This window comes from Vibrio syngnathi (assembly GCF_002119525.1).
Taxonomy (GTDB): domain Bacteria; phylum Pseudomonadota; class Gammaproteobacteria; order Enterobacterales; family Vibrionaceae; genus Vibrio; species Vibrio syngnathi.
On the sequence record NZ_CP017917.1, the window covers coordinates 1,231,024 to 1,247,448 of the forward strand.

Sequence of the window (16,425 nt, forward strand, 5' to 3'; positions counted from 1 at the left end):
CTACTTCTCGCTTGAAGAGATCCAAAGCTTATAAAAATCACTATAACCGGTTTGGTTAACCTCTACGCCATGAACCTCAACACTATTAAAAACCTTCTCTTTACCGTGAAATAACGGACAAAGTAACTTCTGTTGATAAAGCGAATCTTCAATCTCTTTCAAGTCGCTCATTAGGTTCTCGCCACTCACAGCGGCTCTAACTCTCTCGCAATGCGCCTTCATCTCAGAACTGTTGAAAATGAATCTAAGCCCAGATGAAGCAAGTAGCCAATCGTAAAGGCCATAATCGGCTGGCTGTTCGATAACTTCTTCAATGAATAACAAGTCTGCCGACTCACTCATGGAGCTAGGGTCACTGATGTTGGGAAGCTCAACAACTTCAATAGCAACACCTGTCTTTACAATAGTTTGTTGTAGCCAATCAGCCATCTCTTGAAGTAAAGGAATCGTCATTCTAGGTCGTGTTAGGACAACAGTGCCCGTCAAATTAGGAATTGGATTACTGGACGCTAGTTCGCTAAGCGAGAAAGACAAGTCATCGGCCACCATATCAGCATCGAACTCTTTACTACTGGACTTAATAAACGATACCAGCCTGTCGAGTTCTTTAGGGGTTATACCTGATTTTTCTCTACGATTAACCGCAAGATACGAAAGTGCATTGATGGTGGTTTCTTCAGCGACGCCAGATTGATTAAAACTCAGAGTGTGGTCATTTAAACCTTCTATGTCGGTAAGCGTTATTTGTTCTAACAAGGCATTTTGAGCAAAGTAACCTCGGTGACGTTTAAGAACCAAGCGCTCTTCGCTCCAATCGTCCAATGAGAAAGGTCCTGTTCCGATATAGGCACTGCGGCCACTCGAAAAATAAGTACGCTTGCGACGATAAATAGACGCGTGTGGACTAGTCAAAGCATGGAGCAACATTGGGTTTGCGTATGTCAGCTCAATAGTCAGTTGTTTATCACCCAACACTTGAACATCACTGACCTGATCAAATAAAGACTGTACCGGACCTTCAATATTTTTTAGCTGCAACAAACATTGAGCAACATCTTTGGCCGTTAAAGTTTCACCGTCATGGAATAACACATTCGGTCTCAACCAAAAATGCAGAAAGCGCCCTTCCATCTTCCAATGGTGCGCGAGGCTCGCTTGGGGATTTCCATCATGATCTTGGACGAGTAGCGTATTGTAGAGGCTTCTTAAGATGTGATGTTCAGCAGTTCGGTATGTTTTTGCTGGCTCAAGGTTATCAACCCACGGATATTGAGTGATCAGTAAATGGTCATGTTGTTGATTGAACAGACTATGTTTTTCAGTCGCTAGCGTCAGTGCCTTTATTGCCGCATCACCATAGCTTTCTAGAAGACGGGGAATAACATTAAAGCCCCCCTGTTCTAACTGAAGCGCTAACACTTGTTCTAATGCTTCGGGAAAGCTGACCAAAATTCTAAATTGGCTAAGCTTCCCTCTTCCTTTAGACGGAATCCAACAAATCCAGCGATATTCCGATAAGCATTTAAGAATGATCGAAGTGTTTCTGCGAGAAGTCGATAGCGAGTGTTCGAGATCATCGATCGTTAGATGATACTCTTCACCTATTTCATACTTTGCAATAAGTTGTTGAAGTCTACGTAAGTTAGCGTCGTTCATTGAATTCCAGACTAGAGCAGTATGTCAAATATCATTAATATCAGTATGGCTTTATAAATTCAACTTTATACTGAAATATCTATAACGAGTTTTGACAGTCAATATTAATAATATTACATAGATACAAGAGACTTTAGTCACTCAGGTTGACTAGAGTCTTACTTATCGTCTTATCGAGCCAGTATTATCCAACTAAAGTGTCTATGTTACTAGCGGTACACAAGCAACATGGTAGAATGCCGCCATTAATCTTATCCTTGTATAAGATTGTTGAACCTTTCCATCGCTATTTAGCCAAATCATACCGAGAAACTTATGCCATTTTCCAAGCTTGGATTAAGCTCACCTATTGTTAAAGCCGTTGCAAAACAAGGCTATGAAAAGCCAACCTCTATTCAAGAAAAAGCAATTCCGATTGTGCTTTCTGGTAAGAACCTTATTGCTGCTGCACAAACAGGTACAGGTAAAACTGCGAGCTTTGTTCTCCCTATCTTAGAAATGCTAAGTAAAGGTGAAACACAACGTAAAAAACGTATTCGTGCTGTTATTCTGACACCAACTCGTGAGCTTGCGATTCAGGTTGAACAGAACATTACTAAGTACGCGAAGTTCCTAAACCTAACATCATTAGCGATGTACGGTGGTGTTTCGTACCAACACCAAAAAGACCGCTTGATCGAAGGTGTCGATATTCTTGTGGCAACACCAGGTCGTTTGATCGACATGTACGGACAACGTGCCGTTCACTTTGATGAAGTCGAAGTACTGGTTCTTGATGAGGCCGATCGCATGCTAGACATGGGTTTCATCGAAGACATCAACAAGATCATCGCGCGTTTGCCACAAAACATTCAAAACCTGTTGTTCTCAGCAACGCTATCAACGCCAGTTCGTGCGCTAGCGAAAAGCGCAATCAGTGAAGCAGAAGAGATTTCAATTGCCAAAACTGACGCTTCTAAAGCGAACATTGAGCAATGGCTTGTTACTGTAGATAAAGACCGTAAATCTGCGCTATTAAGCCACATGATCACTGACGGTGAGTGGGACCAAGCGCTTATCTTTATCGAGACTAAGCACGGCGCGGCTAAGTTGGTTGCTCAACTTGAAAAGCGTGGTATCGAAGCTGAAGCTTTCCACAGTGGACGTAGCCAAGCGATTCGTGAAAAGATTCTGGCTGATTTCAAAAAAGGTCGTCTAAAGTATCTAGTTGCGACCGGTGTTGCTGCTCGTGGTATCGATATCGATAATCTAAGCCGCGTAGTGAACTACGACATCCCATTCCCAGCTGATGATTATGTTCACCGTATTGGTCGTACTGGCCGTGCTGATGCGTCTGGTGAAGCGATCTCTTTCCTATCGAAAGATAACTTCAAGAACCTGTGCATCATTGAAAAACGTCTTGGCCACTTGATTGAACGTCGCGTTGTTGAAGGTTTCGAACCACGCAAAGAAGTGCCAATCTCTGTATTGAACTTCGTTCCTAAGAAGAAAAGAGAACAGCAACAAGACTAAGTAATTTCAGCGACAGAAAATGCAAAAGTCGCGTTAGCCAAAATGAAAATAAAACGAAGCCCTATGGCTTCGTTTTGTTCTTTGAAATACAAATAAAACTGAGGCCATAAGATGATCACTCCTATCGCAACGAGATTGACCCGAGGCCAAGATCTAAAACTTGAACTCCAAAAGCTTGTGACAGCGCACAATATCTCAGCGGGCTCTGTCGCGTCTTGTGTCGGATGTGTTTCTCAACTCAAGATTCGTCTGGCTAATGCAAACAACACCAAGCTAATGACAGCTCCGTTCGAAATTGTGTCTGTAATGGCGACACTAACCCCGAACCACCAGCATGTTCATATATCCGTTGCTGATGAAAATGGCGATGTGATTGGTGGGCATTTGCTTGAAGGGACGATCATCGCGACCACGGCTGAATTGATAGTTCATCGCTACGAGACTTTGACCTTCAACAGAGAGCATGACGATTCAACGGGTTACACTGAGCTCACGATAAGCAGCAACACGCAATAGAACAACACACGCAATAAATCGCCCCGTAGCAACACTAAGCGCTCCATATAAAGCGATACAACCCAATAGTAATTAGGAAACACGATGGCTCCAAACTCCGCAGACTCCGTTATCGTTCTCGATTTCGAAACCACAGGCTTATCACCAAACATGGGTGACCGAGCGATCGAAATCGGTGCGGTTAAATTAGTTAACGGCGAAGTCGTCGACACCTTCCAGCAACTCATGAACCCAGGATTTCGTGTTAGCGGGTTCATTGAAAGCTATACTGGGATCAGTAACCGTATGTTAAGCACGGCGGCCAGTTGCAGTGAAGTAATGGATGAGTTTGCAGACTTTATCCAAGGCAGCCAGCTTGTTGCTCACAATGCATCGTTTGATAAGCGCTTTCTTGATGCGGAATTAGACTTTATTGGCAGAGACTACACAGGCAAGTTCGCTTGCTCAATGTTGATTGCTCGCCGTCTCATCCAAGACGCACCGACTCATAAGCTAGGCGACCTTGTGCGTTTTAAAAATATCGACAACGACGGTACTTTCCACAGAGCGTTAGCCGATTCAGAAATGACAGCACGGTTATGGTTATTGATGATTGATGAGCTTCAAAAGAACCACGGCATTCAACAGCCGAGCTTTCAACTGATGCAGAAAATATCTAAGACGGCAAAAGGCTCGATTCCAAAGCTGCTGATGAGCAACAGAGGCTAACTCTCTGCGTTCGGCTTTGGGTTTATCAGAAGGCTAGTAGCAAACAGTCACTAGCCTTAATATAACGACCCTACTCCTGCAGTGATTCAAACGTTCCTTTAAGGCTTGCTAATTCACTCAAGAAATAAGCCCACTGCTTATTACTGCTACTTTCTACGATATCGACTAAAAAAATGGCTGACGTTTCCATGTTCTTGTTAAGCTCAGACTCAAGTCTTTCAGGGTAATAAGCTTCATTGTTCAGAAGCAAATTCATGATAATCGGCTGGGCGATGCGTAAGTCGCTTTTCTTTTCCATCAGTGTCGATAAATCTTGATAAGTATTATTTTGATATTGACGCCAGTTATCGTTGGTATTTACCCACTCTTGGGACCAATCCAAAAGAATCTGTTTTTGCTCTTCCGATACCGACCCTAACCACCGCTCTAGCCTATCTTCTATTCGACTTCGATATCGCTCTCTCGAATCTTTATCATTCAATGACAATCTTTCTTGGTAATACTCTTGCTGCTTTTCTCTAAAGTTCTTTAAAAATTCGTTATCTTGTTCAGGATTAAGCTGCATGCTTAACGCATAAATATCGGGAGAGAACTTATTAACGATTGAGCGAATATGATCTTTAATTTGGTCACTTTGTTCAGTGATAAAAGCAGAACTCATATCAGAACGGTCTGTGTTTAAGATCACTTCTAATTGCGATATATACAGCGGTAGTTGAGTTTCTTTATGCCATTGCTGTAATAAGTCGAGACGCTCTTCGAGCTCTGATTCTTGACTATTGGATAGAGAAACAAAGTCTTCAATATAGCTAACCGCAAACCAGCTTATATTGTTATAGGCAAATTTAGTCCCGCAGCCAGAGAATAGAAAACAGCTTAATAAGACTAACCAACGACACTTTCTCATTACACCCTCTCACAAAATTTTACTCAACAACGAACCTCAAGACGATCTTATAACATTAGCTACAAAATCGGGTTCTCGTAAAAACTTTCGGATAAATTGAGACTCAGACTTGCTAATCTAACTATTTCGGCAAATGATTAAACTAAAAATAATTAATAGCAGTGATGTAACTTGATTTTTATTACTCATTTGACGCAATACGAACCCTATAAATGAGTTGGGTTGGCGTATTTCAAATGATTGATATTTGGGAGGGGAGCTATGGCCGCTATTCCTGATCATCCAAGCGATTTAGAATATGAGCTTTGTTATTTTGACGATGGATCAATAACCACAACCATGATATTGGTTCACAATCGAAAGGAAGCGATGACTTGGTATCTTAGCGAGGGGAAACATATCAACGATCTTTACTCGATAAGACCCGATGAATAATGCTTTGGTATAGAGAACTAGGTCGATCATCCTAAGAGAGTAAACTTGAGTGGCATTTTGTGGAACACCCTTTACTGCAATGTCATTAAGTAACAATCTCGTTAATTAGACATATCGCAGCAAAGGGATTCAATCTCGAATTATTTCAGAATTCGGGCGCGGAATTGACGCCCCTTCATCTTACCTGATTCGATTTTTCCTAATGCTTTCTTAGCCATTGATCTTTCTACAGCAACGTAAGCACGCATCGCGAACAAGTTGATCTTACCTACTGATTTACCATCAATACCGCCTTGGCCTGTCAACGCACCAAGAATATCACCTGCACGAAGTTTAGCCTTCTTACCACCATCAATTTGGATAGTTACCATGTTTGAGTAGTACGGCTTAGCAATTGGTTTAGCTGGTAACTGAGACGGTTCGATTGGCATATCCATGTACTCATCAATTTGAGCAACACGGTGCATCTCTTTTTCGCTAAAGAAGCTAATTGCGACACCTTTGCTTCCTGCACGACCAGTACGACCGATGCGGTGCACGTGTACTTCAGGGTCGCGAGACAATTCAAAGTTGAACACAGCATCTAGGTTATCAACATCAAGACCACGAGCGGCAACATCTGTTGCAACCAAGATAGAGATAGTTTTGTTAGAGAACTGAACCAAAGCTTGGTCACGTTCACGCTGTTCCATGTCGCCATGAAGCTCGATAACACTGAAACCACGGTGGCTTAGCTCATCATTTACGTTCTGAACTTCTTTCTTAGTATTACAGAACACAACCGCTGACTCTGGTTGATGATGAAGAAGCATTAGCTCTAGTGCGTCATCACGAGCTTCAGTACCTTCAACCTTATAAAAGTGTTGCTGGATGCTTGAGTGATCGTGCGTTGATTCAACCTTCACCATTTCAGGGTTATTCATGATGCGGTCTGCAACAGATTTAATCTGTTTAGGGAAAGTTGCACTGAACAATAATGTTTGACGATCTTTTGGTGCTGCTTCAATAACAGCATCTAGTGCATCTTGGAAACCCATTTCCAGCATGCGATCGGCTTCATCTAACACAAGTGTGTTCAACCCAGACAGGTCAATACGATCTCTCTCTAGGTGGTCCAAAATACGACCAGGAGTGCCCACTAGAATGTGTGCGCCATGCTCTAATGAACCAATTTGTGGGCCCATTGGCATACCGCCACATAGTGTCAGCACTTTAATATTGTGAATGCCACGAGCAAGAGTACGGATCTCTTTTGCTACTTGGTCTGCAAGCTCACGAGTCGGACATAACACTAAAGACTGAACACGAAAACGCTTAACGCGTAGGTTTTGCAGCACGCCTAAACCAAAGGCAGCTGTTTTACCTGAACCCGTTTTACCCTGACCGATAACATCCTTGCCATCCAGAATAGTAGGAAGACTTAACGCTTGAATAGGCGTCATTTCAGTATAACCAAGAGAATCTAACGTATTTAGAAGCTCTGGCTTAAGGGCGATTGAAGAGAATTTTGAAGTGCTCAATGGAAATATCCAACTGGTGAAAAACAGAGTGCATTATGAGTGTTTTTGAAAATTATTCCACCTTAATCACAGTTTTGAAGAAATAGGTTAGGCGAACACAAAAAAGCCAGCTTTGTTAGCTGGCTTATCGTCATTTTCGAATTGCTTCTTATGGCACACCGTGACCTTTAGATGCAACCCATACGCGATACCACTGCTCGCGAGTCAGTTCGATTTTCAGTGCATCAACGGCCGTCTTCACACGCTCAATCTTACCAGAACCAATAATAGTGATCGGATTAGACGGTAAACGACGAACCCAAGCGTAAATCACTTGATCAATACTGTCCGCACCCACTTCTTGGCGAATCGCTTCTAGTTCATCACGAACACGAATCGCTTGTGCTGAATCGCCACTGAAGATGCTACCACCACCGAGGCAAGACCACGCCATTGGACGAATGCGATTCATCTGCAATTGATCCAAAGTGCCATCGTGTGCGACTTCGAAGTTCAATGGGTTGATTTCAACTTGGTTGGTCACCAGCGGCTTACCTAGTCGAGATTGCAGCAGTTCGAACTGACGCGGTGAGAAATTAGAGACACCGAAGTGCTTAACTTTACCCACTTTGTGTAGCTCTGCGAACGCTTCTGCCACTTCATCCGCATCCATCAGTACATCTGGGCGGTGAATCAGTAATACATCGAGTTCGGTTACACCCAAACGCTCTAGAGAATTATTTACTGATTGATAAATATGCTGCGCGCTGGTGTCATAGTGATTGATCTTGCGATCAGGAGTATGGTCACCACACAAGTTGATGTCGCACTTGGTGACGATTTGAATATCATCACGAAGGCTTGGTTCAAGTGCCAATGCTTCACCAAATAACTTTTCACATTGGTAGTTACCGTAAATATCTGCGTGGTCAACCGTTGTGATGCCAAGATCAATATGCTGTTTCAGGAAAGTCAGACGTTGTTGCGGGGTCATACCCCACTCTGCTATACGCCAGTATCCTTGCACCAACTCAGAAAGTTCTGGGCCTTGTGGCGCTACCGTTACTTTTGCAACCATGGGTTGTCTCCTTTATCAATACTGAACGTATCCTAAGCGCGTTTTACCAAAGGCTCAACGCATAACAAATGGCAAAGGTAAACGCTTGCTAAAAATGTGAGTGCTACAGAAAAACGAACACTTAAATGAATAATAGCTTGCTGTCTGCCCGTCAGCCGTTCTCCTGAAAGGCTTGTTTACTCTGATGAATTACGAAGCCATCTATAGATTTGAGCAATTAAAAGCGATTTAGTTCAACCGTTAGGTTGTCACCATCACTATGTAACTGAATCCAAGGGGCTGAAGAACTAGAAGAAGATGAGGAAGAGCTAGGCACATTCCATACACTCATTTGCTCAGAGGAATGATGTGGTGAGTTGATGAATTCTACGAGTTGTTTATCTACCTTGTCGTAACCAACTCCCTCACGTTTCGCTTGTTCGAGTTGAGCAACGACATCAAAATCATCCTCTCCAATGCGAATTGAACTGAGAGCAAAGCCATCTTGACGAAGATATGCCTGAAGCTTGGTGTAACTTAGGTTCGAATATGGCAGATTAAGGCGAACCACTTCGACGCTTGAGTCACCCAACTCCAGTTCAACATAAACATCCAAATCGTAATATTGGGTTAAGTCACTGCACAACAGAGTGCCTTCAACTTCGCCACAATCCATAAGATCGATATCGTTAATATAGTCTTGGGAACTCGGTTGAGTTGGGTCGCTATTGAATACCGTTCGCAACCACCAGCTTTCACTCGCTTGCGCAGAAAATGAAAAGGTACTCAGAGCCAATAACAAAGGTAGGATTAAGACAGGAAGAGTTCTCATTATTTGTGCTTATTTCACGCGGTATGAAGCGTCCATTATACGTGACCAATCGACAAACAACTGCTCGATTTACATCTATAAAACTAAAAATATTGCTCAAAGATAAGATTAACAAACTTGATACTAAGAAGAGTTGCACTCTGTTATATCTGTCGTCACACAATACACCCCATGAATGTGTCATAATGTTGAAATTAATGAATAATTTACAAGGAACGTCCATGACTGCAACGAACTATCTCAACCAATTGAACCAAAAGTATCTTGCGACTCATAAAGCGAAAGAAGACTTCTTTTGGGATACTTATATGGGGATCAGTGACGACCATGATGGCTCGACACTCGCGCAGACCCAATGGACTGAATTTCTTAGCTCTGCCGAGCAAATTGCTGCTATCGAAACGCAGCTAGCTACTATCGAAGAAATTCAAGACCCTCAAGAAAAAGAGAGCACGCTAACAGGCTTGAATGGTTGGTTAGCGACCTTTAGATCTCACGCTATTGAGTCTGAGCAGTCACAGAAGCTTAAAGCCGAACTCATAAAGTTTGAGGCTGAACTGTTTGAGAAAAAACAGAATCATGTAATGACTTACGTGAATGAAGCGGGCGACGACACTGAAGGGTCGTTACCGGTTCTAGGTTCAACAATAAGAACCAATAGTAATGAAAAAGTTAGGCTTTCAGCTCACCAAACACTACTAGGTTTAGAGCAGTGGCTGCTGGCTAACGGCTTCATTGAACTCATCAAAAAACGCAACCAGTTTGCTCAATCGCTGGGTTTCAAAACCTTTTTTGACTATTCCGTCGTTAAAACCGAGCAGATGACAACTGAGCAACTGTTTACAATTCTGGATGACTTTGAAGTTCGCACGCGAGATAACCATCAACAAAGCCTAGAGAGCTTAACTCAGAAAAAAGGTCAGAGCGCTCTAGAAGCCCATAATTTCACCTACTCTTTCGCAGGTGACGTCATGAATGACTTAGACCCTTATGTTCCATTTTCAAAGTCACTAAGGCGTTGGGTTGAGTCTTTTGGTCGTCTTAATATCGAATACTCACAAGCAACATTGAAATTAGATTTGCTTGATCGTAAAGGAAAGTATCCAAACGGTTTCTGTCATGGGCCCGTTCCTTCTTTCTACGATCAAGATACTTGGGTAGCTGCACAGGTCAACTTCACGAGCAACGCCAAGCCCGACCAAATCGGCAGCGGCTATGATGGTATCAACACACTATTTCACGAGGGCGGCCACGCTGCGCATTTCGCTAATGTTAAAATGAACGCGCCTTGTTTCTCTCAAGAATTTGCACCAACATCGATGGCTTATGCCGAAACTCAATCCATGTTCTGTGACAGCTTATTGAATGACGCCGATTGGCTAAAACAATATGCCCTGGATTCAGAAGGCCAAGCAGTACCTGATGAGCTAATCAAAGCCATCATAGATAACAAACAACCGTTCAGAGCCTACCAAGAACGAAGCATTCTTGTTGTTCCCTATTTCGAACGAGCACTTTACGAATTGGCGGATGAAGATCTGACACCTGAAAAGATCACCGCGCTTGCTCGTAGCAGTGAGAAAACGATTCTTGGATTGTCTTGTAGCCCTCGCCCATTAATGGCGATCCCACACCTGTTGTCGGATGAAGCCTCATGCGCATATCAGGGTTACTTATTAGCTCATATGGCCGTGTATCAAACTCGTGCATATTTCACCGATAAGTTTGGCTACTTAACGGATAACCCAGAGATCGGCCCTTTGTTAGCTAAGCACTATTGGCACCAAGGCAATAGCGTCAATCATAATGGGACAATCGAAAGCCTGACAGGGGAAGGTTTTAATGCCAAATACCTCGCTGACGAGTGTAACTTATCGCCGGAGCAAGCTTGGGCTATTGAGGAGCAAAAAATCACACAACTGTCGACAAGAGAACGTGCACCAGTCACTGATTTGAACGCGAAGATATCGATCGTTGATGGAGCAACTGAATTAGCGAATAATGCAAAGTCGAATGACCAAATGTGTGATGATTTTGAGCACTTTATCGTTGAGCAATACGGCCGGTAGATTGTGTTTTCAGACTAATGAAAAAGCAAAATGAGACAGAATATGAAAAAAGAGGCTGATAATTCAGCCTCTAACTCGCGCTTGTATTCTTCAATATGCTCTTAGCCACTATCACGATAATGCACTCATGAAATTTATAAATTTTCAGCAACCAGATGTGGCCGCTCTCAATAGGCTCCCTCTACGTAAAAAATCACCCTCGTAAACCAAAACAACCCCTGCATCAACAAATGGCTTCAAAAGGGCTGTCGTTAATTCAGTGCAGTACAACATACTACGCATATCTTCATCTATATAACGGTAAGTTGTCTAGTTCAGAATGGGGAAGTACCGTTGATGCACTCCCACTTCCTTGATAAAGGCACGACCAAGAGCTGTGATAGAATTATATTCACCTTCTTTGTAACCATCCACCAATTCAGCAAACAAGCAACAGACATATACATGCCAACCACCAAAAGCCCAGTAAGGTAACGAATCGAAATAATCTTGTTTAAATAGAGCTGGAATCGAAGGGTTTTCCTTCCACACTGTCGAACTAAACAAACCTCTCTTAGTCAACCAGACTTTCCAGACATGGTAGTGCTTCCTAAAATATTGCTCCTCAGAAAAGATGTATTCAGAAAGCAGATCGCCCAACTCCTTCAATAAGTATTCAGTTTTAGTTTGACGTTGATACTCAAAGTAACAATGAGTCTTAAATTGCTCTTCGCCACGCTTTATTGCTTTGTCAACACTGGGGTGATGCAACCACTCCCACTCAGACTGTTTGCGAGAATTGGAAGCTGGGTAACGTATGACAATACTTCCATCTAAACTGGAAACGTCAGGGTGGGGCTTATCAGTTAGCAGGTAGGCGATCCAGAGGTGGCGTTCTCTTATTGTTCCTTTAAACAGCAGATAATCCTGACAGGCATAGACTTCTCTAACTTCATGAAACAAACATTCACTCTTTGGTTTCAGTGTAATGATTTTTTCGTAGTGCTTACCTCGATAATCAGCACGAAAAGTCTTGGTTATGGATGGGAGAGTAAACTTCTTCTTATTCAAGAGCTTCTTAGCATGCGTTCGAGCATTACTACACCTCTTGGTAAGAATACGGTTCCGGTCTTGTTTTGCAGCTTCCTGCAACTTAAGCCTACGCTGATCGGTTAGCCTTTCATACTCGACGATCAACTCCTCTTCACACCATGAATAGAGCCATTTCGAAGGAGCTTTATTACTCCCTAATAAGAATAAGGCATCTTGCAATTCTATTGATCGTAGCTTACTTAAATCAAACTCAATAGAGGGGAGTTGCCTCTCTCTATAGAACTCTACTTTTTCAGGTTCGGTGGCATGAGTTACCATTATTTCAACTACAAGTCGGCCGATATCTGTATCTAAAAATACATCTGCTTTCCACTTACCGTCATCAAACTCTTTTTCTAATTCAGCGCTGATAATTCGTGTACTTGTGGGGCCTCTATATAGCCACTCTCCTTTATATAGAAACTTAACGCTGGGCAATGTTATAAATGAAGTTTCTAGAAAATAGTACTGGGCTAACAAATGAAGTTGTGTCATGCGACATTCTCTAGTCTCACCCCCACCGTCATGAGCAAAGTGATTAGCCTTGTCAACACACCTATTCTTTGCTACCAACGCATTACCACAATTAGGGCAGACACAATTACATTCTTTACCATTTAAGACAGCATTAATATGTACAGGTGTATTCGTTCCTTTCAAGTAAGCATATTCAAGCACAACAATTTCGTTGGAAGTTCTTTGCCACGTTGTTTTTTCCTTGTGCCACCTAATACTCAGAACATACCACAATCACCACCTAGCGGCTGATTTAATGGGACTCGAACCCTTCAGTATTTGCCGAAGATTACTCCTAAAAACCTCAAAGAACCCACTTAAACAACGGTCTTGATCTAGTTACGCACTGAGCAAGATTCTAAGTCAAGAGTATCCGATATGGTTATCTTTTGTGATTTATGCTCTGCACACAATGGAGATAACACGCTACATAGGAAATTTTTTCGGCTTAGTTATTCGTTACCTTCACTCAAAGCAAATTTGATTTCATCCGACGAAAAGCCTTTTCGACTTAACATTGCATAGGCCTTTGAACGTTCCTTGTGATCGTTAAGGTCATAAGGTTTCTTTTGCAATTGTTCTAAACACGAAGAATAAAAGTCTAACTGCTCTTCATTGATCAATCGTTCGATCAACGGTGACAACTCGCTCGTGTCTATTTGTCGCTGTCTAAGCTCCTGCTGAATAGCAGTCAGACCTTTGCCTTTACGAGCATACTTAAGCACCTCTTTTTCCAAATCGGCTTTCTCTGCCTTAATTTGAATATTACTCTTCAGTTCATGTGCTTGTGGGTGCTGGTCAATCGCCACTTTCACTTGTTGATAACTAAAACCACGCTTTTGTAGTGCTGCGACAAGCTTTTCACGGCTCATGGTAAAGCTTGTGTAATAATGGTTGATTCTGTCTATCAAGATGGTCTGTTCATCAATAGACTTTTCGAAAGACACCTTGTGAATCGCATCTGCAATAATCGAATCCGTAAGCCCTTTCTTCTTAAGTTTTTCGACAATGTATCGAGAGCCAAATTCACCAGAGAAAGCTTGTTCCACAAATTGTTCTGCGAACACTTGGTCGGATTTTAGATACCCAAAACCTTTCAGGGTGCCTAAGGTTTCATCGATCCATTCTTGATTATCGGTTTTCACTTTCAGCTTCGCAATCAGCTCACTTTCCGTCATATCTCTCTGGGTTAAATGCCACATCGCAGAGTTCATAACACTTTCAATTCGTGTCGCTTTTCTTACCGTAGTGTTTCTACTATTCGTTTTTTGCTGTGAATCATCCATTCGATTTCAACTGTCCAGATTAAGCCTACCCCATGATAACGTAATTCTAATGCGGGTGGCGTGACATAAAAGAATGAAGCTCAATATAAACGGCAGCCAATAAAAATGGACGCTGATTCAGCGTCCATTTGATATCACCTTAAGAGTTCGACTTAGATCTGAACTTAACTTTTTTCGTAATAGCTCTTTTCTAAATTGCTTTTCGTATTAGCTTTTTCGCTTAGCTCTCTTCGTGATTGTAAATATGTACATCTCGTTGAGGGAATGGAATCGTGATACCTTCTTCATCAAAGCGTTTCTTCACGGTTTCCGTCACATCCCAATACACATCCCAGTAATCCTCAGTCTTAACCCAAGGTCGTACGACGAAATCTACAGAAGACGTATTTAAGGTATGAAGCTTTATCATATGCTCTGGTTTTTTAAGTACGAGAGGATGCGCAATAATAATCTCGTTCAACACCGCTTTTGCTTTATCAATATCATCTGAGTAACCAATCCCAAAGACCATATCAACACGTCTCACTCGTTCTGCTGTGATGTTGTTGATCACGTCACCCCAGATCTTGTTATTTGGGATCACCAAGCGTTGGTTATCGATGGTTTGAACGGTCGTTGAAACTAAGCTCATGTCTTTAACTGTGCCTTGAACCCCTGCCACTTTAACCATGTCACCCACATCATAAGGGCGATAGATCAAAATCATCAAACCCGATGCAAAGTTAGACAGTGTGTCTTGCAGTGCAAAACCAATAATGACACCCGCAACACCGAAACCAGTAAGTAATGGTGCAAGCTCTATTCCTATCTGAGATAGGGCGATAAGCAAACCGATAAACACAACCGCTTTCGATGCGATGGATACAAAGAAGTCTTGCATCAATACACTGAAGTCCATCTTAGAGTGCGAGACACTCTTACGAACGGTCTTGCGAGCCACATTAGCAATCAGGCGAGTTACATACAAAATCCCGAGAAACAGAGCGAGTTTAACGATAAAAGATGGGGTGTTTTCAAAAGCCCATGAGCGGAACGAACGTAACCAACCATCCAATAGATCTAACGCAACATCGATATCCAATACATCAGCGTTAATGTCGCCTGTCGTCGCTAATAAAATACGCTTATAAGAGGTAACATCAACACCAAACGGGGCCATCATAGAGATACTTGTCTCTAAACTGGCTACCATTACACTGGTTCGTTCGCTGAAACGTATTAACTCAGTTTTTATCGTCGCCTTTTCGTCTTCACTAACAAAAGACAAACGGCGCTCTAGATCTTGACGCTGCGTGTCTGTATATAAAATCGCATTGGTCAGATATTGAGAACGAGAAACTAATGCGGCTTTTAACTGACTTTCCGCAGCTGACACATCAACACCTCGACCTTTTGACCAACTTAAGGTCTTAGAGAGTTGCTGATAGTAGTCATCCATCATGCCAATACGTTTTTGAATCAACAGCTCAAGACGTTTCTTAGCATCTCCATCAGCCGAGCGGTTTTCCTTACTCATAGAAACAATCTTAACGTCATTCAATGACAATAAGTGCTGTAAAAGCTCAACCTGCTGGGCAAGAACAGCATCCAAGCCTTCCTTCTTATCGGATGATAATTGGGAGGAAATCTCTTTACGTAGTGCTTGGTTTTTACGCCTTAATATATCTTCTAAAAACGGCTTTTCAGCATCGTGGGCTGTTTCTAATGTGGCTAGATCCAACATTAGCTGGTCTTGTACTTCTGCTATTTTATCGACACTTTGCGCAAAACTTCCAAATGCGACAAACGCCAACATTAACAATAGACAACGCCAAACCTTCATCATACTAATTCCTATTATTGTCTAAATCGACCCTATAAATAGTAGTAAAAAGAAGATGGATAACAAGCATTTAAACGTATGTTGTGTTAAAACTTTGCAAAATATCAGTCCGTATCTAATATTTGAGAGTTCCAATCCCCGCTTATGACCTGTAGAGTACGCAACCAACAAAAAACAACGGTCAATATCTTCACTTAGGCATATCCACTAATCGCCTTAAACTCGATGTTGCCACACAGCAAGAGAGCAAAAAATGAACGACGAACTTGATATTATTGAGTCTCTAGAAGAACTAGAGCGATTCCTAATTTCAGTAGAAGATGGCGGTTTAGGACTTGAAGGTGTTGAAGGCGTAGGCATGGCGACCAACAATTCAGATGGTCGTCATTTCGTTGCAGTATTTAACAGCAGCCACAAAGTTTTACTTGCTCGCTGGATCACTAAAGAAATCTTTGAAAATGGTAAAGACCTTGTGCGTAACGGCCCTCGCCGTACTCACTAAGCCTTTCCAATTGCACCAATGATTAAAGCCCAATACG

The 16,425-nt window shown here is 42.3% G+C and carries 14 protein-coding genes; 6 read left to right on the forward strand and 8 right to left on the reverse strand.

What is annotated here, in order from left to right; translation table 11 throughout:
- Positions 1–1,656, reverse strand: a complete 1,656-nt coding sequence (locus K08M4_RS20305) for an ABC transporter substrate-binding protein (RefSeq protein ID WP_086051232.1) — start codon at positions 1,654–1,656, stop codon at positions 1–3.
- Between the two features lie 315 nt (positions 1,657–1,971).
- On the opposite strand from K08M4_RS20305, the gene K08M4_RS20310 reads away from it, so the two are divergent.
- The 3 genes from K08M4_RS20310 to K08M4_RS20320 all read left to right on the forward strand — a co-directional run bounded on the left by K08M4_RS20310 (position 1,972) and on the right by K08M4_RS20320 (position 4,392).
- Positions 1,972–3,168: a DEAD/DEAH box helicase gene (locus K08M4_RS20310; protein ID WP_017109066.1), complete on the forward strand. Its 1,197-nt coding sequence runs from the start codon at positions 1,972–1,974 to the stop codon at positions 3,166–3,168.
- A gap of 111 nt (positions 3,169–3,279) precedes the next feature.
- The gene (locus K08M4_RS20315) at positions 3,280–3,684 is read left to right on the forward strand and encodes a PPC domain-containing DNA-binding protein (protein WP_086051233.1); all 405 of its coding nucleotides are present in this window, start codon (positions 3,280–3,282) and stop codon (positions 3,682–3,684) included.
- Positions 3,685–3,768: 84 nt separating this feature from the next.
- Positions 3,769–4,392: a 3'-5' exonuclease gene (locus K08M4_RS20320; protein WP_086051234.1), complete on the forward strand. Its 624-nt coding sequence runs from the start codon at positions 3,769–3,771 to the stop codon at positions 4,390–4,392.
- Between the two features lie 70 nt (positions 4,393–4,462).
- On the opposite strand, the gene K08M4_RS20325 is transcribed toward K08M4_RS20320, so the two are convergent.
- The gene (locus tag K08M4_RS20325) at positions 4,463–5,299 is read right to left on the reverse strand and encodes a DUF6279 family lipoprotein (RefSeq protein WP_086051235.1); all 837 of its coding nucleotides are present in this window, start codon (positions 5,297–5,299) and stop codon (positions 4,463–4,465) included.
- 261 nt (positions 5,300–5,560) lie between these two features.
- On the opposite strand from K08M4_RS20325, the gene K08M4_RS20330 reads away from it, so the two are divergent.
- Positions 5,561–5,734 (forward strand): RNA helicase, encoded by a 174-nt coding sequence (locus tag K08M4_RS20330; protein ID WP_086051236.1) that lies wholly within the window; start codon positions 5,561–5,563, stop codon positions 5,732–5,734.
- Positions 5,735–5,874: 140 nt separating this feature from the next.
- On the opposite strand, the gene dbpA is transcribed toward K08M4_RS20330, so the two are convergent.
- From dbpA to K08M4_RS20345, 3 genes are all read right to left on the reverse strand, one after another.
- Complete coding sequence (gene dbpA / locus K08M4_RS20335) at positions 5,875–7,254, reverse strand: ATP-dependent RNA helicase DbpA (protein ID WP_086051237.1); 1,380 nt, start codon at positions 7,252–7,254, stop codon at positions 5,875–5,877.
- A 148-nt stretch (positions 7,255–7,402) separates the two neighbouring features.
- Positions 7,403–8,311, reverse strand: a complete 909-nt coding sequence (locus tag K08M4_RS20340; RefSeq protein WP_086051238.1) for an aldo/keto reductase — start codon at positions 8,309–8,311, stop codon at positions 7,403–7,405.
- Positions 8,312–8,528: 217 nt separating this feature from the next.
- On the reverse strand, positions 8,529–9,122 hold the full coding sequence (locus tag K08M4_RS20345; RefSeq protein ID WP_086051239.1) for a hypothetical protein: 594 nt from the start codon (positions 9,120–9,122) through the stop codon (positions 8,529–8,531).
- A 221-nt stretch (positions 9,123–9,343) separates the two neighbouring features.
- On the opposite strand from K08M4_RS20345, the gene K08M4_RS20350 reads away from it, so the two are divergent.
- A complete protein-coding gene (locus K08M4_RS20350) occupies positions 9,344–11,191 on the forward strand; it encodes a M3 family metallopeptidase (protein ID WP_086051240.1) in 1,848 nt (615 codons plus the stop codon).
- A 309-nt stretch (positions 11,192–11,500) separates the two neighbouring features.
- On the opposite strand, the gene K08M4_RS20355 is transcribed toward K08M4_RS20350, so the two are convergent.
- From K08M4_RS20355 to K08M4_RS20365, 3 genes are all read right to left on the reverse strand, one after another.
- Positions 11,501–12,757, reverse strand: coding sequence for a hypothetical protein (locus tag K08M4_RS20355; protein WP_157665765.1), 1,257 nt, complete (start codon positions 12,755–12,757; stop codon positions 11,501–11,503).
- Positions 12,758–13,230: 473 nt separating this feature from the next.
- Positions 13,231–14,064 carry a RecX family transcriptional regulator gene (locus tag K08M4_RS20360; RefSeq protein ID WP_086051242.1) on the reverse strand — a complete coding sequence of 278 codons (834 nt, stop codon included), beginning with the start codon at positions 14,062–14,064 and terminating at the stop codon, positions 13,231–13,233.
- Between the two features lie 220 nt (positions 14,065–14,284).
- On the reverse strand, positions 14,285–15,889 hold the full coding sequence (locus tag K08M4_RS20365; protein ID WP_086051243.1) for a mechanosensitive ion channel family protein: 1,605 nt from the start codon (positions 15,887–15,889) through the stop codon (positions 14,285–14,287).
- Between the two features lie 250 nt (positions 15,890–16,139).
- Here K08M4_RS20365 and K08M4_RS20370 point away from each other — a divergent pair, with 250 nt between their 5' ends.
- Positions 16,140–16,388: a hypothetical protein gene (locus K08M4_RS20370; protein ID WP_086051244.1), complete on the forward strand. Its 249-nt coding sequence runs from the start codon at positions 16,140–16,142 to the stop codon at positions 16,386–16,388.
- The last annotated feature ends 37 nt before the right edge of the window (positions 16,389–16,425 follow it).